We start from the raw sequence: 19997 nt of genomic DNA on the forward strand, positions 1-19997 counted from the left end.
GCAACAGCCCCATGGCCCTCAAACCGCGAACTCAACTTCCCCGAGGTGTCCACCAAAGGGCCCGAAGCTGCGCTCAATCAGCTGCCTTCTGCCCTGATCATCCACAATCAGCACCGTACTCGCCCGCGTCCCGTAGTTCTGGCTGGCAATAAACACACTCGACAGTAGTTTCTCGGTCGCCACCCCAACGCCAGTCTCAGGTAGATCACCATCCGCCGCAGGCTCGTTATCTGCCAGCAACGCCAGCAACCGCTGCGGTTCCGGCGTTTCCAGCAACCCTTCCAGCCCACTGCGCGCCTTCACCAACTTCGGCCAAGGTGTGTCCAGCCCGGCGTTGGAAAGCCCGTAAACCCCCGCCTCCAGCAGGCGCGGCGTGGCATCTCGCGCATGCAGGTAACCCAGATGCTGCCCATCACCCACCAGCAGGTTGAACCCCGAATACTGCCCACTGTGGCTGGCCACCTGGTCCAGGTAAGCCTCGACCCCCAACTCATCTTTCAGATATGCCGCCACCAGCTCGCCCCGTGAGCGCGGCCCCACCGCCTGACCCGGGTCACGGATATTGGTCAACGCGGCAAAGCGCCCCTGCGGCCCCACGCCCAGCCAAGTGCCACCGGCCTCCAGGTCGCGGCCGGCATGCACGCCGGGGGCGTCCTCCCAGGCCGCCAGGGCCTGGGTGGGGCGGGCATAGAACTCGTCGCGGTTGGCCGCGACGATCAGCGGCAGGGCATGCCCCGGCCGCCAGGCGAATACGATCAGGCACATCGGTTGGGCCTCTGTGTTTTATGCCACTGTACCCACAGCTGCGGGGCGGATCCATCCTGTCACAGAGTTCACTAGAGCCCTGAGCCCGGCTTCCGTTACCATGCCGGATTGTTTTGCTGGGGAAGCCGAATGGAATTCGTGCTCTATCTGCTGTTGGGCGCCTGTGCCGGTGTGCTGGCCGGGCTGTTTGGCGTGGGCGGCGGCATCATCATCGTGCCGGTGCTGGTGTTCAGCTTCACCTTGCAGGGCTTCGATGCCTCGGTGCTGACCCACCTGGCCGTCGGCACGTCGCTGGCCACCATCGTCTTTACCTCGATCAACGCCGTGCTCGAACACCAGCGCAAAGGGGCCGTGCAATGGCCGATCTTCGCCTGGATGACCCTCGGCATCCTCATTGGCGCCGGCATCGGTGCCAAGACGGCCTCGCTGATCCAGGGCCCGCTGCTGCAGAAGATCATCGGCGTGTTCGCCCTGGTCATCGCCGCGCAGATGGCCCTGGACCTCAAGCCCAGGGCCAGCCGTGGCATCCCCGGCAAACCCGCGTTGATCGGCGCGGGCGGGGTGATTGGCTGGGCCTCGGCCATTTTCGGCATTGGCGGCGGTTCGCTGACCGTGCCGTTCCTGACCTGGCGCAGCCTGCCCATGCAGCAGGCAGTGGCCACGTCCTCGGCCTGTGGCCTGCCGATTGCCGTGGCCAGTGCCCTGAGTTTCATGCTGCTGGGCTGGCACGAAGAGCACCTGCCACCCCATAGCCTGGGCTACGTGTACCTGCCGGCGCTGGTCGGCATTGCCGTGACCAGCATGTTTTTCGCCCGCTTCGGCGCGCGCCTGGCGCACAAGCTGTCGCCCCGTTTGTTGAAACGCCTGTTCGCAGCACTGCTGTTCTGTGTCGGCCTCAGCTTTTTGATTTGAATCGAGAGGAAGTTCCATGCTGCCTTACCCGCAGATAGACCCCGTGGCCGTGGCCCTCGGGCCGCTGAAAATCCACTGGTACGGCCTGATGTACCTGATCGGCATCGGCGGCGCCTGGCTGTTGGCCTCGCGTCGGCTGAACCGCTTCGACCCTACCTGGTCGCGGGAGAAACTGTCCGACCTGGTGTTCTGGCTTTCGATGGGGGTGATCGTCGGTGGGCGGTTGGGCTATGTGCTGTTCTATGACCTGCACCAGTACCTGGCCAACCCGACGCTGATCTTCGAGGTGTGGAAGGGCGGCATGTCGTTCCACGGCGGCTTCATTGGCGTGATGCTGGCGGCCTTGTGGTTCGGCAAGCGCAACAACAAGTCGTTCTTCGAACTGATGGATTTCGTCGCCCCACTGGTGCCGATCGGCCTGGGCGCCGGGCGTATCGGTAACTTCATCAACGCCGAACTGTGGGGCAAGGCGACCGACGTGCCGTGGGCGATGGTTTTCCCGCCGTTCAGCGACCCGGCCCAGTTGCCCCGTCATCCGTCGCAGCTGTACCAGTTTGCCCTGGAAGGTGTGGCATTATTCGTGATTCTCTGGTTGTACTCTCGCAAGCCGCGCCCGACCATGGCCGTTTCCGGCATGTTCGCGCTGTTCTACGGCATTTTCCGCTTTATCGTGGAGTTTGTCCGAGTGCCTGATGCCCAGCTTGGCTACATTGCCTTCGGCTGGTTGACCATGGGTCAGTTGCTTTGCGTGCCGATGATTGTCGGCGGCATCTTCTTGATCTGGCTGGCCTACAACCGCAAACCTACGGCAAAACCAGCCGTATGATTTTCACGGCAGGGGTGATCCCCCTGCCGTTCTTGTTACAGGAAAGTCATGAAACAGTATCTAGATCTGGTCCGTGAAGTCATCGAGAACGGTACGTTGCAAGGCAATCGCACCGGCATCCGTACCATCAGCCTGCCGGGCGCCATGCTGCGCTTCGACCTGCAGAAGGGCTTCCCGGCCATCACCACGCGCAAGCTGGCGTTCAAGTCGGCGATCGGCGAAATGGTCGGCTTTCTGCGTGGCGTGAAGAACGCCGGTGAATTCCGTGAGCTGGGCTGCAAGGTCTGGGACCAGAACGCCAACGAGAACGCCCAGTGGCTGGCGAACCCGTTCCGCCAGGGCCATGACGACCTGGGCGAAATCTACGGCGTGCAATGGCGCCAGTGGCCGGGCTACAAGCGCATCCCGCTGAGCAACCCGGCGGCCATCGAAATGGCCGAAAAGGCAGGCTTCCGTCGCATCGCTCAGGACGAAGAGGGCGGCGTCGCGTTCGTCATCCTGTACAAGGCCATCGACCAGGTGCGCCAGTGCCTGGACACCATCGCCAACGACCCGGGCAGCCGCCGTATTCTGTTCCACGGCTGGAACTGCGCGCAGCTGGACGAAATGGCCCTGCCGCCGTGCCACCTGCTGTACCAGTTCCACCCGAATGTAGAGACCAAGGAAATCTCCCTGACCCTTTACATCCGCTCCAACGACCTGGGCCTGGGCACGCCGTTCAACCTCACCGAAGGCGCGGCGCTGCTGTCGCTGTTCGGCCGCCTGACCGGGTATACCCCGCGTTGGTTCACCTACTTCATTGGCGATGCCCATGTGTATGAAAACCACCTGGACATGCTGAATGAGCAGCTCAAGCGCGAGCCGCTGGAGGCGCCGAAGCTGGTGATCAGTGATCGCGTGCCGGCGTTTGCCGAGACCGGCAAGTATGAGCCGGAGTGGCTGGAGAAGATTGAGCCGAGTGACTTCTGGCTGGAAGGGTATGAGCACCATGCGCCGATGACGGCGCCGATGGCGGTCTGACAGATCTCCATTACCTGAACTGGCCTATTCGCGGGCGTGCCCGCGAATGCTTTCGGCTTAATGCCCGTGACTTCGCCCCACATGCGAATGCTCGGTTTCCGGCACCGATACTGCCCCGTTCGTCTCCAGTTGCTGCAAGATCGCGCATTCCGCCCCTTGCGCATTGCAGCGCCGCCGCAGCTCCACCAGCTGTTCCTGCAACGCCACCAAGCCATCGATCCGTGCCTGCACATGCTCGATATGCTCGTCGATCAGCGCATTGACGCTGCCGCACGAATCATCGGGGCTGTCGCGCAGGCGTAGCAGGCTGCGGATTTCATCCAGGGTCATGTCCAGGGTGCGGCAGTTGCGGATGAAGGTGAGCCGCTCGACGTGGGCCTGGGTGTACAGCCGGTAGTTGCCGTCGCTGCGCGCCGGCTCCGGCAGCAGCTGTTCACGCTCGTAGTAGCGTATGGTTTCCACGGCGCAGTCGGTGGCTTTGGCCAGCTCTCCGATCTTCATCACGAAATCTCCAGCAAATGGCTTGACCCTATAGTGGCTACAGGGTGTTCCATTGGCAACAGGCTCAATTTAAGGATAACCCCATGAACCAGCCTGTCAGCCACGAACACAAACACGATCACCACGCCCACAGCTGCTGTGGCAGCGCTGCTGCCCCAGCCTTGGTCCAGCTGAGCGAAAAGGCCAGCAGCCACGCCCAGTTCAGCCGTTTCCGCATCGAGGCCATGGACTGCCCTACCGAGCAGACCCTGATCCAGGACAAGCTGGGCAAGCTGGCCGGGATCGAGCAGCTGGAATTCAACCTGATCAACCGTGTGCTTGGCGTGCGCCACACCCTGGGTGGCACTGCTGAAATCGAGCAGGCCATCGACAGCTTGGGCATGAAAGCCGAGCCGCTTGGCGCCGAAGACGATGGCACCGCCAGTGCACCACAAGTGGCCAAGACCCGCTGGTGGCCGCTAGCGCTGTCCGGTATTGCCGCGATTGCCGCCGAAATCGTGCACTTTGCCGCGCTGGCCCCGGAGTGGGTGGTGGCGGCGCTGGCGTTGGCAGCGATCCTCGGCTGTGGCCTGGGTACCTACAAGAAGGGCTGGATTGCCCTGAAGAACCGCAACCTCAACATCAACGCGCTGATGAGCATTGCCGTGACTGGCGCGGTGCTGATCGGCCAGTGGCCGGAAGCGGCCATGGTGATGGTGTTGTTCACCGTCGCCGAGCTGATCGAAGCCCGCTCGCTGGACCGTGCGCGCAATGCCATTGGCGGCCTGATGCAGCTCACCCCGGACATGGCCACCGTGCGACAGGCCGATGGCCAGTGGCGGGAAGTGGAGGTGCGGGAAGTGGCCATCGGTGCCCTGGTGCGGGTACGCCCCGGCGAACGCATTGGCCTGGACGGTGAGGTGATCAGCGGCCAATCCAGCGTCGATCAGGCGCCGATTACCGGCGAAAGCCTGCCTGTAGAGAAGGCAGTGGGCGACAAGCTGTTCGCCGGCACGATCAACCAGGCAGGGGCGCTGGAGTTTCGTGTTACCGCTGTTGCCGGGCAATCGACCCTGGCGCGGATCATCAAGGCCGTCGAGGAAGCGCAAGGCGCGCGGGCGCCGACCCAACGCTTCGTCGACCGCTTCTCGCGCATCTACACCCCGGTGGTGTTTGCCATCGCCTTGGCCGTGGCGGTGATTCCGCCGCTGTTCATGGCCGGTGCGTGGTTCGACTGGATCTACCGCGCCCTGGTGCTGCTGGTGGTCGCGTGCCCGTGCGCCCTGGTGATCTCGACCCCGGTGACCATCGTCAGCGGCCTGGCCGCTGCGGCGCGCAAAGGCATCCTGATCAAGGGCGGTGTTTACCTGGAGGGCGGTCGCCACCTGGACTTCCTGGCCCTGGACAAGACCGGCACCATTACCCACGGCAAACCGGTGCAAACCGACGCCAAGGTGCTGGAGCCGCTGTTCGAAGGCCGCGCACAAGCCCTGGCAGCCAGCCTGGGTGAGCGTTCAGACCACCCGGTCTCCCGCGCAATTGCCCAGTTCGGCAAGGAGCAAGACCTGGCCTTGAGCGAGGTGGATGACTTCGCTGCCCTGGCCGGTCGCGGCGTGCGTGGCACCATTGCCGGTGAGATCTACCACTTGGGCAACCACCGCCTGGTCGAGGAACTGGGGCTGTGCTCGCCTGCGCTGGAAGCCCAGCTGGATGCGCTGGAGCGCCAGGGCAAGACAGTGGTTTTACTGCTCGACCGCTCTGGCCCGCTGGCGCTGTTCGCGGTGGCCGATACGGTCAAGGACAGCAGCCGCCAGGCCATCGCGGAACTGCATGAGCTGGGTATCAAGACTGTCATGCTGACCGGCGACAATCCGCATACCGCGCAGGCCATCGCCGCCGTGGTGGGTATCGACCGTGCTGAGGGCAACCTGCTGCCGGGCGACAAGCTGAAAACCATCGAAGCCCTGTACGCCCAAGGCCATCGGGTGGGCATGGTGGGTGACGGTATCAACGACGCCCCGGCCCTGGCCCGTGCCGAAATCGGCTTTGCCATGGCGGCGGCTGGCACCGACACCGCCATCGAGACTGCCGATGTAGCGCTGATGGACGATGACTTGCGCAAAATCCCGGCCTTCGTCAGGCTGTCGCGCCAAAGTGCGGCGATCCTCATGCAGAACATCGTTCTGGCGTTGGGCATCAAGGCAGTATTCCTGGCGATCACCTTTGCCGGCATGGCCACCATGTGGATGGCGGTGTTCGCCGACATGGGCGTGAGCCTGCTGGTGGTGTTCAACGGCTTGCGCCTGCTGCGCAAATAGAGGACGTGCATGCTGAGTTCGGAGCTGAAAGCCTTCTACATGGTGGCCCGCTTGGGCAGCATCACTTTGGCGGCGAAAAAGCTCGGGCTCAGCCAGCCCACGGTGACCACGCAGATCCGCAACCTGGAAAGCCAGTACGCGGTCGAGCTGTTCTACCGTGGCGGGCGGCGCCTGGTGTTGAGTGAAGAGGGCGTGCGCCTGCTGCCGATGGTCAAGGCGCTGCTGCAGCAAGAGGCCGATATCGAGTTCGAGCTGCGCAACAGTGGCCAGGCCCAGGGCAGCCTGCGTATTGCCGCCACGGCGCCTTACTACATTCTCGACTTGGTGAAGATCTATCGCGAGCGCTTGCCGCAGGTGGAAGTGGCGGTGGAAATTGGCAACTCGCAGCAGGTGCTGGAAATGCTTGAAGACTACCGGGTGGACATCGCCGCTTCGTCACAGCTGGTGGAAGATGCCCGGCTGGTGCGGCGGGTGCTGGGGACTGATCCGCTGGTGGTGGCGGTGCATCGCAACCACCCGTTGGCCCAGCGGCAGGCGGTGTCGATCGACGTTGTGGCCGGGCACTGCCTGTTGATGCGCGAGAAGGGCTCGACCACGCGCAAGCTGACCGAGCAGATGCTGCAGGAGGCCGGGGTGAAGGCCGGGGCTTTGCTGGAAATCGGCAGCCGCGAGTCGATCCGCGAAGCGGTGCTGCGCAATATCGGTATCAGCGTGATTGCCCGGCATGAGGTGCCGCATAACCCTGAATTGCGGGTGCTGGCGCTGGAAGATGCGCCGGTGATGCATGAGTATTTGTATTGCCTGAAGGAGCGGCGCCAGGCGCGGTTGCCGGCTGCCTTCCTTGGGGTGGCGCAGGAAGTGGCGGGCTCACACTTCTAGATTTGTTTGGGCAATACAAAATCTGCCAATACCACTATCACTTGCTTTTGCCTTAAAGCCACAGAACCTTCGCACAGCCTGCCTAGCATGGCCCCCATCTCTTCGATGAGGCCCTGCCATGAACCACGCCACCCCCGGCGCACAGATGAAAGTGCGCAACATTCACAAGCGCTTCGGTGCCTTTACGGCGCTCAACGATGTCTCGCTGGACATCGCCGCCGGCGAGCTGGTGTGCCTGCTCGGCCCGTCCGGCTGTGGCAAGACCACGCTGCTGCGCTGCATTGCCGGCCTGGAGCGCCAGGACCGTGGCACGTTGTACATCGGTGAACGCGATATCTCCGAGCTGCCGCCCCAGGCCCGTGACTACGGCATCCTGTTCCAGTCCTACGCGCTGTTCCCCAACCTCACCGTCGAGGCCAACATTGCCTACGGCCTGGCCGGCAGTGGCCGCGAGCAGGCCCGCCAGCGGGTGGCTGAAATGCTTGAACTGGTAGGCCTTTCTGGCAGCGAGAAGAAATACCCCGGCCAGCTCTCCGGTGGCCAGCAGCAACGTGTGGCCCTGGCCCGTGCGCTGGCGCCGTCACCCTCCCTGTTGCTGCTCGATGAGCCCATGTCGGCGCTGGACGCACGGGTGCGCGAGCACCTGTGCACCGAACTGCGCCAGCTGCAACGCCAGCTGGGCATTACCACCTTGATGGTCACTCACAATCAAGACGAGGCCATGCTGATGGCGGACCGTATTGCGGTGATGAACAACGGCCAGGTTGAGCAGTACGCCACCCCACAGGAAATCTACGACCAGCCGGCCACACCGTTCGTCGCCGAGTTCGTTGGCCAGGGCAACTGGCTGCCTTTCCAGCGCAACGGTGACAGCCATGCCCAGGTCGGCGCCATGAGCATGCGTCTGGCGCCGGGCTCGGCCCAGGCCAGCAGCGGCCGGTTGTTCTGCCGCCCGGAGGCAATCACGGTCAACCCGGTGGTGCACGAGGAAAACCTGTTCCCGGCCATGGTCCGCGAGATTACGTTCCTGGGTAACCGCTGCCGCATGAGCTTCGAACTCAAAGCCCTGCCTGGCCATGCCCTGCTGGCTGAACTGGCCCCCGAAGCCATGCCGCGCCTGGGCTCGCAGGACATTTGGGTGGCCCTGCCGCCGCAGAGCCTGCAGGTGTTTGCCTGAGATGGCCGCGCCAATGTCCCTGCCGCTGACCCAGGCCAACCCCATGCCGCGAGCTGGCATCGCCCTGGGTGACCGGTTGTTCGTCGTCGGCGGCAAGAGCCTGCTGCTGATCCTTCTGGTGCTGGCCGTGCTGATGCCACTGCTGGCGATCTTCTGGCGTGGCTTCAGCGCTGACGCGGGCCAGGGTGGCGGCCTGCTGGCAGCCCGCGAACTGTTCGCCAGCGACAATTTCCATTGGTTGCTGGGCAACAGCCTGTCGGTGGCTTTCACCGTGGCGGCCATCGTGGTGCCGCTGGCGTACCTGTTCGCCTATGCGCTGCAACGCACGCGGATCCCGGCCAAGGGCGTATGGCGGGGGATTTCCCTGCTGCCGCTGCTGGCGCCGTCGATGCTGCCGGCCATCGCGCTGGTCTACCTGTTCGGTAACCAGGGGCTGCTGCGCGGGTTGCTCAGCGACAACATCTACGGTTTCTGGGGCATCGTGCTGGGCGAGGCGATCTACACCTTCCCGCATGCGCTGATGATCCTGCTGTCGGCGCTGTCGTTGGCCGATGCCCGGCTGTTCGATGCGGCCTCCAGCATGGGCGCCGGCCCGTGCCGGGCATTTACCAGCATCACCTGGCCAGCCACGCGGCAAGCGGTATTCGCGGCGTTCTGCCTTGTGTTCACCCTGACCATCACCGACTTCGGTGTACCGGTCGTGGTCGGTGGTGACTATCAGGTACTGGCACTGGAGGCCTACAAGGCGGTGGTGGGCCAGCAACAGTTCGGCCGTGGCGCGTTGATCGGCATGGTCCTGCTGCTGCCGGCGCTGTTCAGCTTCACGGTCGATGCCTGGCTGCGTCGGCGCCAGGGCGAAGCCATGAGCGGCCGTGCCCAGGTGTTCGAGCCCAAGCCATCGCGCAGCCGAGATGCCTGCTTCCTGGCCATCGTGTTGCTGGTGTGCGCGGCGTTGCTGCTGGTGATCGGCATGGCGGTGTATTCCTCGCTGGTCACCTTCTGGCCGTACAACCTGTCGTTGTCGCTGCGCCATTACATGTTCGAAGACACCGCCGGTGGCGGCTGGCTGGCTTATCGCAACAGCGTGACCATGGCCTTTGGCACCGCGCTGATCGGCAGCATCGTGATCTTCACCGGTGCCTACCTGATGGAGAAAAGCCAGGGCCAGCGCCTGCTTAACCAGATGCTGCGCCTGCTCAGTTTCATTCCCATGGCCGTGCCAGGCCTGGTACTGGGCCTGGGCTACGTCTTCTTCTTCAACCTAAACGGCAACCCGCTGCATGTGTTGTATGGCGGCATGGGGCTGCTGGTGGTGTGCACCATTGCTCACTACCTGACCACCGCGCAGATGACCGCAACCACGGCACTGCGCCAGCTCGACGGCGAGTTCGAGGCCGCCGCGCTGTCGCTGAAGGCACCGTTGTACAAGCACTTCCTGCGGGTGACTGTGCCGATCTGCCTGCCGGCACTGCTGGACATCATCCGCTACCTGTTCGTCTCGGCCATGACCACCGTGTCGGCGGCGATCTTCCTGTACAGCCCCGATACCATTCTGGCCGCCGTTGCCGTGCTGAACATGGACGACGCCGGCAACGTGGGCGGTGCTGCTGCCATGTCCACCCTGATTCTGCTGACCAGTGCCGGCGCTTCACTGCTGCTGGCCGCAGCCTCACGCGGCCTGCTGCGCCGCTCCCAAGCCTGGCGCCAACGCGCCGCGACCGTCTGACCTGTAAGGAACCTACCCATGTACAAGCACCTTGCACTTGCCGCTGCCGTTTCTGCCGTGTTCAGCCTGCAGGCCTTGGCCGCCGGTACCCAGCTGACGGTCTACACCGCCCTGGAAGCCGAACAGCTGAAGAGCTACAAGCAGGCCTTCGAAAAGGCCAACCCGGACATCGAGATCAAGTGGGTACGCGACTCCACCGGCATCATCACCGCCAAGCTGCTGGCCGAGAAGGACCGCCCGCAAGCTGACGCCGTGTGGGGCCTGGCGGCGTCCAGCCTGGCCATTCTCGACCAGAACGGCATGCTGGAAGCCTACGCGCCGAAAGACCTGGGCAAGATCGCCGCCAACTACCGCGATGCCGCAAACCCACCGGCCTGGGTGGGCATGGACGTGTGGGCCGCGACCATCTGCTTCAACACCATCGAGGCCGAGAAGCAGGGCCTGAGCAAACCGGTGAGCTGGCAAGACCTGACCAAGCCGGAGTACAAGGGCAAGATCGTGATGCCTAACCCGGCCTCGTCTGGCACGGGTTTCCTTGATGTCAGCGCCTGGTTGCAGACCTTCGGTGAGCCGCAGGGCTGGGCCTACATGGATGCGCTGCACCAGAACATCGGGCAGTACGTTCACTCCGGCTCCAAGCCATGCAAGCTGGCGGCGGCGGGCGAGTTCCCGATCGGTATCTCGTTCGAATACCCGGCCGTGCAGCTCAAGCGCCAGGGCGCGCCGCTGGACATCGTGCTGCCGAAGGAAGGCCTGGGTTGGGAGATCGAGGCGACTGCGGTGATCAAGGGCTCGCCCAAGGCGGACGCGGCCAAGCGTCTGGCCGATTTTTCGGCAAGCCCCGCAGCCATGGAGTTGTACAAGGAGAACTTCGCCGTGCTGGCGGCGCCGGGCATTGCCAAGCCGCAGACCGAGTTGCCAGCGGACTATGAACAGCGCCTGATCAAGAACGACTTTGCCTGGGCCTCGCAGAACCGCGACCAGATTCTGGCTGAATGGCGCAAGCGCTATGACGGTAAGTCGGAGAAGGTGGCCCAGCAGTAACCTTTCGCTTTGCAGCTCTGGCCTCTTCGCGGGTAAACCCGCTCCCACACGTACTGCGCAGGAACTGGGCTTTGCGCTATCCCTGTGGGAGCGGGTAACCCGCGAAGAGGCCAGGCCTGTTTACTCAAAACTGAGAAACCAACGCCTCTAGCTGTTCCTGCCGCTCAGCCTGATTCAGCTTCGACCCTGGATTGAGCGTCGACCACTGCGGATGTGCCCGCGCCTTTACCAGCGCCTCTGGCAACTTGCCTTCACGCCAGGCCTTTTCATCCAGCTCACCCAGCCTGATGCTGTCCTGCGCCGCATGCCCGCGGTTGTCCAGCGCAACCATCAACTGCTGCTGACGCAAGGCCAGCAAGCGCAATACCGTGTCGTCCACGGTCAACTCGCGTTTGCCCTTTAGCTTGCTCATCAACCGCGAACCATAGTTGCGTGCCGTCTGCAGCGCACCACCGGCAATTGCACCTGCCAAGGCCGCTGCACCGAGGGTAAGGCCGCCAACCAGCAAATCAACCCCGGCACCGGCGGCCGCCCCGGCTGCCACACCGCTGCCCAGGCGTACGCCCAGCAGCTTCAGGGTTTCGGGGTTGAACAGGTCGTCACCCCACCGGCCATCCAGCAATGGCAGGTCGCTCGCATGGGCGTCTTCGCGGCGGAAGGCATACAGTTTGAGCAGTGCCTCGACGCAGCGCTGCTCCCGCTGACGTATGTCCCGGCGTAGCGCTTCGATGGCCCTGGCTTCGGCCGCCGGCTCAGCCTCGACACTGCGCCGGCAGGCGGCGCAGTCCAGCAGCAGCTCGGCGATCAGGCGCTTGCCGCTGTGCTGGCGCGCCAGGCGCTGTGCCTGCTGGTCGTCGATCAGCCGCTGCAGGGCAGGGCGAGCGTCTTCCAGCAACAGGGCCAGGCTCTCGTACAAACGCCGCTCGCCATCCTCGGGCGGGGCCACGCTGTCGAACCGCACCAACGCGTGAAGCCCAAGCCGCGCAAGGGCTTCACGCCATTGCGGCTCGCGGTGCTGGTGGCTGGCGACGAAGTTGAGCACCGGCAGCAACGGCTTGCCGCAGCTGGCCAGCACTTCCAGCTCGTCGCGGTATTTGGCCAACACCGGCTCACGCGCATCGATCACGTACAGGCCGGCATTGCTGGCCAGCAGCTGGCGCAGCACCTTGGCCTCCTGCTCGAAACGCTGGCGTGCTTCGCTGCCCTGAAGAAAGCGCTCCAGGCGGGCCGGGCCGTCCAGGCGCTCGCCCGGGCGCTCCAGGCGTTCGAGGTAGTCGAGCAAGGCGATGGCATCTTCCAGGCCCGGTGTGTCGTACAGCTCCAGCAAGGGTTCGCCGTCCACCGACAAGCGCGCACCTTCCACATGGCGGGTGGTGCTGGGGCGGTGGGAGACTTCGCCAAAGCCGACGTCACGGGTGAGGGTGCGCAGCAGCGAGGTCTTGCCGACGTTGGTGTGGCCGACCACGGCCAGTTTCAGCGGCTCAGTCATGGCCATGCTCCAGCCAGGTCAATGGCGAGGTGTCGGCATGCGCCAGGCCAAGGCGGTCGAGGGCTTCGTGCCAGTCACCCAGGCGCTGGGCATCGAGGGCCTGACCAGGCGCGGCCTGTAGTAGCCAGATTCGGGTCGCACCGGCATTGCGCGCCAGTTCGGCGAGCAGTGCCAGGCTGCCGCGGTCGGGTGAACGCCGTGGGTCGCAGGCGATGGCCAGGCGTGCGGGCGGGAAGCGGCCAAGTTGTTCAAGCAGGCGGTTGCGCGATTCGCGGCTATCGAGCACACCGGCATCGATCACGTTTTTGGGCAGGGCGGGCGGCCAAGGGCGCTGGTCGTCCAGTTCCAGGCCGACCAGCAGGGCACCGCTGCTGCCGCTTTCCAGCTGGCCGGCGGCAAACTGTGGCAAGGCCTCGGGGGCCGCGTCCTGCACGCCGATGCGCTCGCTGCGGGGCATCAGCGCATCTCGCAGGTGCGCGTAGCCGGGCAGGCTAAGGTCCAGCGTCAGGCGCTCGCGGCCCTGGCGCCAGCGCCACAGGCATAACGCGGCCAGCAGCAAGCGCGGCAGCAGGCCATACACCAGCACTACGCCGAGCAGCCAGCTGGCCCAGGCCTGGCGGGCCAGGTCCAGCGCGGGCAAGGTGTCGCCGCTGGCGCGGATCATGGCCTCGTCGGGTATGGCAAAGCCCAGCAACGAGGGCAGGGCGCCCAGGGCCTGGGTCAGGTGGATGAACGGGTCGGCGGCAAGCAGCGTGGTTTCCCAGACGAAGCCATAGCGCCGGGTCGCCAGCAAGGCCAGCAGCATGCCCAGCGCGGTGAGCATCGCCAGCAGCCACAGGCCGTGTACCAGCAGGCCGAGCAACCAGCGGTTGAGCCGCTGGCGTTGCAGCAGCACTAGCAGCGCAGGTGCCAAGTGCGCGGCTTTGGCATCGCGGGCAAAGCGTTCGCTAAGCCATAGCCACAGGCGGCCCAGCCCCGCGCCGTGCTCGCCACTGATGGCAAGGCCGACGGCCCAGCCCAGCAGCATCAGCAGGTTCAGCCCGAGCAGGCTGCCCAAGGCCCAGAATACGTTGACCGGCCGTTGCCCATCGCCCAGGGCGGCCAGTGCCATGCCGGCGCCGCTGAGCACGGCCAGCAGCAACAAGGCCAGCAGCGCCAGGCGCGCCCCCTGCTTCCAGTGGTGCAAGGCGACAGTCATGCCGTCGCGTTCGGCCAGGCACAGCGCACGGGTTTCGATACGGGCCGCCAGGTCGCCGCCCAGTTGGCGGGCGCGGCGGTTGGCCTCCTGGTCTTCCAGAGGGCCGGCATGTTCTTCACGCAGGCGTACCGCTTCGGTGAGCCAGCGCTTGTCCAGTGAAGTGGGTGCAGTCACAAGGTCTTCCATTGCACAGGTCAGGGCAGAAGCATAACCCACACGCCCGGTGCTATCCTCGCTGGCATGAATACATCACTCCCCCTCAGCCTGATCGCGGCATACGCTGAAAACCGCGTGATCGGCATCGACAACTCCATGCCCTGGCATTTGCCGGGGGATTTCAAATACTTCAAGGCCACCACCCTGGGCAAGCCGATCATCATGGGGCGCAAGACCTGGGACTCGCTGGGGCGGCCACTGCCCGGGCGGTTGAACATCGTCGTCAGCCGCCAGCCGGGGCTTGAGCTGGCAGGCGCCGAGGTGTTCGCTTCCCTTGAGGGGGCGCTGGTGCGGGCCGAGCAGTGGGCGCGTGAGCAAGGCGTTGATGAGCTGATGCTGATTGGCGGGGCGCAGCTGTATGGGCAGGCGCTGGAGCAAGGGCTGGTCAGCCGGATGTACCTGACGCGGGTGGAAATGGCACCGGAAGGGGACGCGTGGTTCCCGGCGTTTGATGAGGGGCAGTGGAAGCTGGCGTCGAGTGAGGCGCAGGCTGAAGAAGGTAAGCCTGCCTATCACTTCGAGGTCTGGGACAGGGTTTGAGATTGCCGGGGCTGCATAGCAGCCCTGGGTGACGCGTCAAGTATGGCTCAATTCGGCATGCTCATCGCCCGCCAGCACAGCTTTGTCAGTCTCTTTCAGCAGTTGGCTGGTGACCACGCCCGCCGTCATCGAACCGTTCACGTTCAACGCCGTGCGCCCCATGTCGATCAGCGGCTCCACCGAAATCAGCAATGCCACCAGCTCCACCGGCAAGCCCATGGCCGGCAGCACGATCAGCGCGGCAAAGGTGGCACCACCGCCTACACCGGCAACCCCTGCCGAGCTCAACGTGACGATGGCCACCAGGGTGGCGATCCACAGCGGGTCGAAGGTATCGATGCCCACTGCCGGTGCAACCATCACCGCCAGCATGGCGGGGTAAAGGCCGGCACAGCCGTTCTGGCCAATGGTGGTGCCGAATGATGCGCTGAAGCTGGCAATCGACTGCGGCACGCCCAGGCGGCGGGTTTGCGCCTCGATGTTCAGCGGAATGCTGGCGGCGCTGGAGCGGCTGGTGAAGGCGAAGGTCAGCACCGGCCACACCTTGCGGAAGAAGCGCAGCGGGCTCACGCCAGTGGCGGCGAGGATGATACCGTGCACCACGAACATCAGCGCCAGGCCCAGGTACGACACCACCACGAAGCTGCCCAGCTTGAGGATGTCTTCCATGTTCGAGCTGGCCACTACCTTGGTCATCAACGCCAGCACGCCATACGGGGTCAGTTTCATCACCACGCGCACCAGGCGCATCACCCAGGCTTGCAGGGTGTCGATGGCCGACAGGGCACGTTCGCCTTTCTCGGCATCGTCCTTGATCAGCTGCAAGGCCGCCAAGCCGATGAACACGGCAAAGATCACCACGCTGATGATCGAAGTCGGCTTGGCCCGCGCCAGGTCACCCACCGGGTTGCTGGGGATGAACGAGAGCAGCAGCTGCGGGATGTTGAGGTCGGCGACCTTGCCGGCATAGTCGCTGTGGATAACCTGCATGCGTGCGCTTTCCTGGGCGCCGGCCACCAGGCCTTCGGCGCTGAGGCCGAACAGGTTGGTCAGCACGATGCCGATCAGCGCGGCAATGGCGGTGGTCAGCAGCAGGGTGCCGATGCTCAGCACGCTGATGCGGCCCAGCGAAGAGGCATTGTGCAGGCGTGCCACGGCGCTGAGAATCGAGGCGAAGATCAGCGGCATGACGATCATCTGCAACAGGCCGACATAGCCGTTGCCGACCAGGTCGAGCCAGGCGATGGTGGCCTTGAGCACCGGGTGGCCCGCGCCGTAGATCGTGTGCAGGGCCAGGCCGAAGAGCACACCCAGCACCAGGCCCAGCAGCACCTTCTTGGCCAGGCTCCAGTCGGTACGGCGGGTTTGTGCCAGGCCCAGCAACAGGGCCAGGAACGCCAGCAGGTTAAGGGACAGCGGCAGGTTCATTGAAGCTCCAGCGAAAAAAAGCAAAGGAAGCATCGCCTCTGTGAGCGATTGCGAACGGAAATGCTAACAGGCTGAAAACAAACGAATTTATATCCAAATGGAATGTGCATAGTCGTTTATGGAATAACGGCGTGTCGTAGATTGCAATGAACACGGCGTTTGCAGCTGCATGAAGGTCGTTATCGAGGGCCGTTGACGGGGAATGTTGCACTAGCGTTTCCGGGTCATTTCAGGAGATTCGTACATGAAGCGCGCCCCTAAAGCCGTGGCCCTCGGCCTGTCCCTGCTGTTCAGTATCGAAACCTTCGCCACCGAGCTCAAGCATTGGCCTGCAGAAGCAGCCAAACAGCTCGACAGCATGATTGCCGCGAATGCCAACAAAGGTAATTACGCGGTGTTCGACATGGACAACACCAGTTACCGCTATGACCTTGAAGAAGCCCTGCTGCCATTCATGGAAAACAAGGGGCTGCTGAGCCGCGACAAGCTCGACCCGTCGTTGAAGCTGATGCCGTTCAAGGACACCGCCGAGCACAAGGAAAGCCTGTTCAGCTACTACTACCGGTTGTGCGAAGTTGACGACATGGTCTGCTATCCGTGGGTGGCCCAGGTGTTCTCGGGCTTTACCCTGAAGGAGCTGAAAGTGCAGGTGGATGAGCTGATGGCCTCCACCAAGCCGATCCCCAGCACCTATTACGACGGGGACCAGGTCAAGGCCATCGAGGTACAGCCGCCCAAGGTCTTCAAAGGCCAGGCCGAGCTGTACAACAAGCTGATGGAGAACGGCATCGAGGTGTACGTGATTTCGGCGGCTTCGGAAGAGCTGGTGCGCATGGTCGCGTCAGACCCCAAGTACGGGTACAACGTGAAGCCGCAGAACGTGATTGGTGTGAGCCTGCTGCTGAAAGACCGCACCAATGGCCAGCTGACCACGGCACGCAAGCAGATCAGCGCCGGGCACTATGACGCCAAGGCCAACGAAGGGCTGGAACTGACCCCGTACCTGTGGACCCCCGCCACCTGGATGGCGGGCAAGCAGGCGGCGATCCTGACCTATATCGATGAGTGGAAGAAGCCGGTGCTGGTGGGGGGCGACACGCCGACCAGTGACGGTTACATGCAGTTTCATGGGGTGGATGTAGGCAAGGGCGGTATTCACCTGTGGATAAACCGCAAGGCCAAGTACATGGACCAGCTTAACGGGATGATTGCCAAGAATGCGGCGGCGCAGGCCAAGGAAGGGCTGTCGGTGACGGCGGACAAGAACTGGGTGATCGTGACGCCGGAGCAGATCCAGTAGGCTCATGGTACGTGTACCGTGATTCGATAACTGCCGCTGGAAACACGTTTGCCGTAGCGGTCGTGAATGGCGAACGTGTGACCGGCCAGGGTCTCTTGATGAATGACCGTGGTGTACTCGCCAGAGAAAATGTTCTTGGCTTGCAAATGGACAGGGGGTGCGTCTGATGGAAGAAAGGCGCTGGGGCAATCGGTAAGCACCAAGCGCCCTTGTTCGGCATCCCAGGCATGGCGACAACCAGGTACATGTACCGAGCCCCTGAAACTGATGGCTCCGGTCATTGCACGCTCCTGACCTTGGGTAGAGGTGGGTACCAGGCATGCGTACCCTATGGTCACGCTGTACAGCAGGCTTTTCCAACTCATGGCTGCCATTGCCCCCTAAGGCTGCTTTTTAGGCAGTATGGGAGCGGAAAAGCAAAAAAAACCGGCGCACGGGGCGCCGGTTGGTGTTTTCAGACGCTTCTTACAGGCCTTCCAACATAGCCTTGTTGCGCACAGCACCCTTGTCGGCACTGGTCGCCAGCAGGGCGTAGGCCTTCAGCGCAGTGGTCACCTTGCGTGGGCGTACTTCGGCAGGCTTCCAGCCCTTCTTGTCCTGCTCTACACGACGCTCAGCCAGCTCTTCATCGCTGACCAGCAGGTTGATCGAACGGTTAGGGATGTCGATCAATACCTTGTCGCCATCGCGCACCAGGCCGATGGCGCCACCAGCAGCAGCCTCAGGCGAGGCGTGGCCGATCGACAGGCCCGAAGTGCCGCCCGAGAAGCGGCCGTCGGTGAGCAGGGCGCAAGCCTTGCCCAGGCCTTTGGACTTCAGGTACGAGGTCGGGTACAGCATTTCCTGCATGCCCGGGCCGCCTTTCGGGCCTTCGTAGCGGATGATCACGATGTCGCCGGCCTTCACTTCGTCAGCGAGGATGCCGCGTACGGCGCTGTCCTGGCTTTCGAAGATTTTCGCGGTGCCTTCGAACACGTGGATCGACTCGTCGACACCGGCGGTTTTCACCACGCAACCGTCGAGTGCGATGTTGCCGTACAGCACGGCCAGGCCGCCTTCTTGCGAATAAGCGTGCTCGAAGCTGCGGATGCAGCCGTTTTCGCGGTCGTCATCCAGGGTTTCCCAACGGGTCGACTGGCTGAACGCGGTCTGGGTCGGGATGCCGGCAGGGCCTGCCTTGAAGAAGGTGTGCACGGCTTCGTCATCGGTCTGGGTGATGTCCCATTTGGCGATGGCTTCTTCCATGCTGCGGCTGTGCACGGTCGGCAGGTCGGTGTGCAGCAGGCCGCCACGGGCCAGCGAACCGAGGATGCTGAAGATGCCGCCGGCGCGGTGCACGTCTTCCATGTGGTACTTCTGGATGTTCGGCGCCACTTTGCACAGCTGTGGCACTTTGCGCGACAGGCGGTCGATGTCGCGCAGGTCGAACGCCACCTCGCCTTCCTGGGCGGCAGCCAGCAGGTGCAGGATGGTGTTGGTCGAGCCACCCATGGCGATGTCGAGCATCATGGCGTTTTCGAAAGCCTTGAAGTTGGCGATGCTGCGCGGCAGCACCGACTCATCGTTCTCGCCGTAGTAGCGCTTGCACAGCTCCACGATGGTGCGGCCGGCGGTGAGGAACAGCTGCTCGCGGTCGGAGTGAGTGGCCAGAGTCGAGCCGTTGCCCGGCAGGGCGAGGCCCAGGGCTTCGGTCAGGCAGTTCATCGAGTTGGCGGTGAACATGCCGGAGCACGAACCGCAGGTCGGGCAGGCGCTACGCTCGTACTCGGCGACTTTTTCGTCCGAAGCCGAGGAATCGGCTGCGATGACCATGGCGTCGACCAGGTCCAGGCCGTGGCTGGCCAGCTTGGTCTTGCCGGCTTCCATCGGGCCGCCGGAAACGAAGATCACCGGGATGTTCAGGCGCAGGGCGGCCATCAGCATGCCGGGGGTGATCTTGTCGCAGTTGGAGATGCACACGATGGCGTCGGCGCAGTGGGCGTTGACCATGTATTCCACGGCGTCGGCAATGATCTCGCGGCTTGGCAGCGAGTACAGCATGCCGTCGTGGCCCATGGCGATGCCGTCATCGACCGCGATGGTGTTGAATTCCTTGGCCACGCCACCGGCGCGCTCGATTTCGCGGGCAACCAGTTGGCCCAGGTCCTTCAGGTGCACGTGGCCCGGGACGAACTGGGTGAACGAGTTGGCGATGGCGATGATCGGTTTCTTGAAGTCTTCGTCCTTCATCCCGGTGGCGCGCCACAGGGCACGGGCGCCGGCCATGTTGCGGCCTTGGGTGGACGTCTTGGAACGATAATCAGGCATGAAACACTCCTGGCGGCTTAATCAGGTCACAAAAAAGGGGAGTGAGCTTCTCTTGTCCTTTGCGCCGCAGGCCGGTTGCCACTGGCACGGATGAGGCCGAAGACCGCGCGGGATCGCCGCGTGCTTGGCCAGAGCTCATAAACCCGCCGGGGATGACTGGCGATGAATAGGCCGATTCTACACCGCTGGCGCGGCGAGGGAATGAAGATGTGCCTGGTCGGTGAATTTGCCCGTACAGCCGGTACCTGTAGGACGCTTCCGAAACATCCCCCAACGGGCTGACTTGCGCACCTCGACTAACTATCATCCGGCCGCCGCATGTGCGGTTTAACGAGATAACCCTCAATGGACCTTCCCAGTTACCGGTTCCAC

At 63.7% G+C, this 19997-nt stretch carries 17 protein-coding genes; 10 read left to right on the plus strand and 7 right to left on the minus strand.

Going from position 1 to position 19997, the window contains the following annotated elements:
- Positions 1 to 18: 18 nt before the first annotated feature.
- Complete coding sequence (locus tag B9A31_RS01955) at positions 19 to 765, minus strand: NRDE family protein (RefSeq protein ID WP_084296621.1); 747 nt, start codon at positions 763 to 765, stop codon at positions 19 to 21.
- 129 nt (positions 766 to 894) lie between these two features.
- Between B9A31_RS01955 and B9A31_RS01960 the strand changes: the two genes are divergently transcribed.
- From B9A31_RS01960 to B9A31_RS01970, 3 genes are read left to right on the plus strand one after another with little or no spacing between them, the layout of a single operon-like run.
- Positions 895 to 1677 carry a sulfite exporter TauE/SafE family protein gene (locus B9A31_RS01960; RefSeq protein WP_019097933.1) on the plus strand — a complete coding sequence of 261 codons (783 nt, stop codon included), beginning with the start codon at positions 895 to 897 and terminating at the stop codon, positions 1675 to 1677.
- Between the two features lie 16 nt (positions 1678 to 1693).
- Entirely contained in the window at positions 1694 to 2503 is an 810-nt protein-coding gene (lgt, locus tag B9A31_RS01965; protein ID WP_019097932.1) for a prolipoprotein diacylglyceryl transferase, read from the plus strand.
- A gap of 48 nt (positions 2504 to 2551) precedes the next feature.
- Complete coding sequence (locus B9A31_RS01970; RefSeq protein WP_016712551.1) at positions 2552 to 3523, plus strand: thymidylate synthase; 972 nt, start codon at positions 2552 to 2554, stop codon at positions 3521 to 3523.
- Positions 3524 to 3580: 57 nt separating this feature from the next.
- Here B9A31_RS01970 and cadR read toward each other — a convergent pair whose 3' ends face one another.
- A complete protein-coding gene (cadR, locus tag B9A31_RS01975) occupies positions 3581 to 4024 on the minus strand; it encodes a cadmium resistance transcriptional regulator CadR (protein WP_015272183.1) in 444 nt (147 codons plus the stop codon).
- Between the two features lie 83 nt (positions 4025 to 4107).
- On the opposite strand from cadR, the gene B9A31_RS01980 reads away from it, so the two are divergent.
- From B9A31_RS01980 to B9A31_RS02000, 5 genes are all read left to right on the plus strand, one after another.
- A complete protein-coding gene (locus B9A31_RS01980) occupies positions 4108 to 6321 on the plus strand; it encodes a heavy metal translocating P-type ATPase (RefSeq protein ID WP_025752210.1) in 2214 nt (737 codons plus the stop codon).
- 9 nt (positions 6322 to 6330) lie between these two features.
- Complete coding sequence (locus B9A31_RS01985) at positions 6331 to 7200, plus strand: LysR family transcriptional regulator (protein WP_016712548.1); 870 nt, start codon at positions 6331 to 6333, stop codon at positions 7198 to 7200.
- 118 nt (positions 7201 to 7318) lie between these two features.
- Positions 7319 to 8377, plus strand: a complete 1059-nt coding sequence (locus tag B9A31_RS01990; RefSeq protein WP_016712547.1) for a putative 2-aminoethylphosphonate ABC transporter ATP-binding protein — start codon at positions 7319 to 7321, stop codon at positions 8375 to 8377.
- Position 8378: 1 nt separating this feature from the next.
- Entirely contained in the window at positions 8379 to 10103 is a 1725-nt protein-coding gene (locus B9A31_RS01995; protein ID WP_019097928.1) for a putative 2-aminoethylphosphonate ABC transporter permease subunit, read from the plus strand.
- Positions 10104 to 10121: 18 nt separating this feature from the next.
- The gene (locus B9A31_RS02000) at positions 10122 to 11147 is read left to right on the plus strand and encodes a putative 2-aminoethylphosphonate ABC transporter substrate-binding protein (protein WP_019097927.1); all 1026 of its coding nucleotides are present in this window, start codon (positions 10122 to 10124) and stop codon (positions 11145 to 11147) included.
- A 124-nt stretch (positions 11148 to 11271) separates the two neighbouring features.
- Here the strand turns inward: B9A31_RS02000 and B9A31_RS02005 are convergent, their stop codons facing one another.
- Positions 11272 to 12636, minus strand: coding sequence for a GTPase/DUF3482 domain-containing protein (locus B9A31_RS02005; protein WP_019097926.1), 1365 nt, complete (start codon positions 12634 to 12636; stop codon positions 11272 to 11274).
- Positions 12629 to 14020, minus strand: coding sequence for a DUF2868 domain-containing protein (locus B9A31_RS02010; RefSeq protein ID WP_033693759.1), 1392 nt, complete (start codon positions 14018 to 14020; stop codon positions 12629 to 12631). Before B9A31_RS02010 ends, B9A31_RS02005 begins: the two co-directional genes overlap by 8 nt.
- 54 nt (positions 14021 to 14074) lie before the next feature.
- Between B9A31_RS02010 and B9A31_RS02015 the strand changes: the two genes are divergently transcribed.
- A complete protein-coding gene (locus B9A31_RS02015; RefSeq protein ID WP_019097924.1) occupies positions 14075 to 14590 on the plus strand; it encodes a dihydrofolate reductase in 516 nt (171 codons plus the stop codon).
- Between the two features lie 36 nt (positions 14591 to 14626).
- Here B9A31_RS02015 and B9A31_RS02020 read toward each other — a convergent pair whose 3' ends face one another.
- Positions 14627 to 16018 (minus strand): L-cystine transporter, encoded by a 1392-nt coding sequence (locus B9A31_RS02020; RefSeq protein ID WP_016712541.1) that lies wholly within the window; start codon positions 16016 to 16018, stop codon positions 14627 to 14629.
- Positions 16019 to 16262: 244 nt separating this feature from the next.
- Between B9A31_RS02020 and B9A31_RS02025 the strand changes: the two genes are divergently transcribed.
- Positions 16263 to 17318 (plus strand): HAD family hydrolase, encoded by a 1056-nt coding sequence (locus B9A31_RS02025; RefSeq protein WP_025752222.1) that lies wholly within the window; start codon positions 16263 to 16265, stop codon positions 17316 to 17318.
- 2 nt (positions 17319 to 17320) lie between these two features.
- Here B9A31_RS02025 and B9A31_RS02030 read toward each other — a convergent pair whose 3' ends face one another.
- A complete protein-coding gene (locus B9A31_RS02030) occupies positions 17321 to 17599 on the minus strand; it encodes a hypothetical protein (protein WP_033693760.1) in 279 nt (92 codons plus the stop codon).
- Between the two features lie 184 nt (positions 17600 to 17783).
- Positions 17784 to 19625, minus strand: coding sequence for a dihydroxy-acid dehydratase (gene ilvD, locus B9A31_RS02035; protein WP_019097922.1), 1842 nt, complete (start codon positions 19623 to 19625; stop codon positions 17784 to 17786).
- Between the last annotated feature and the right edge of the window lie 372 nt (positions 19626 to 19997).

This window comes from Pseudomonas sp. URIL14HWK12:I5, assembly GCF_900176445.1.
GTDB classification, from domain to species: Bacteria; Pseudomonadota; Gammaproteobacteria; order Pseudomonadales; family Pseudomonadaceae; genus Aquipseudomonas; species Aquipseudomonas monteilii.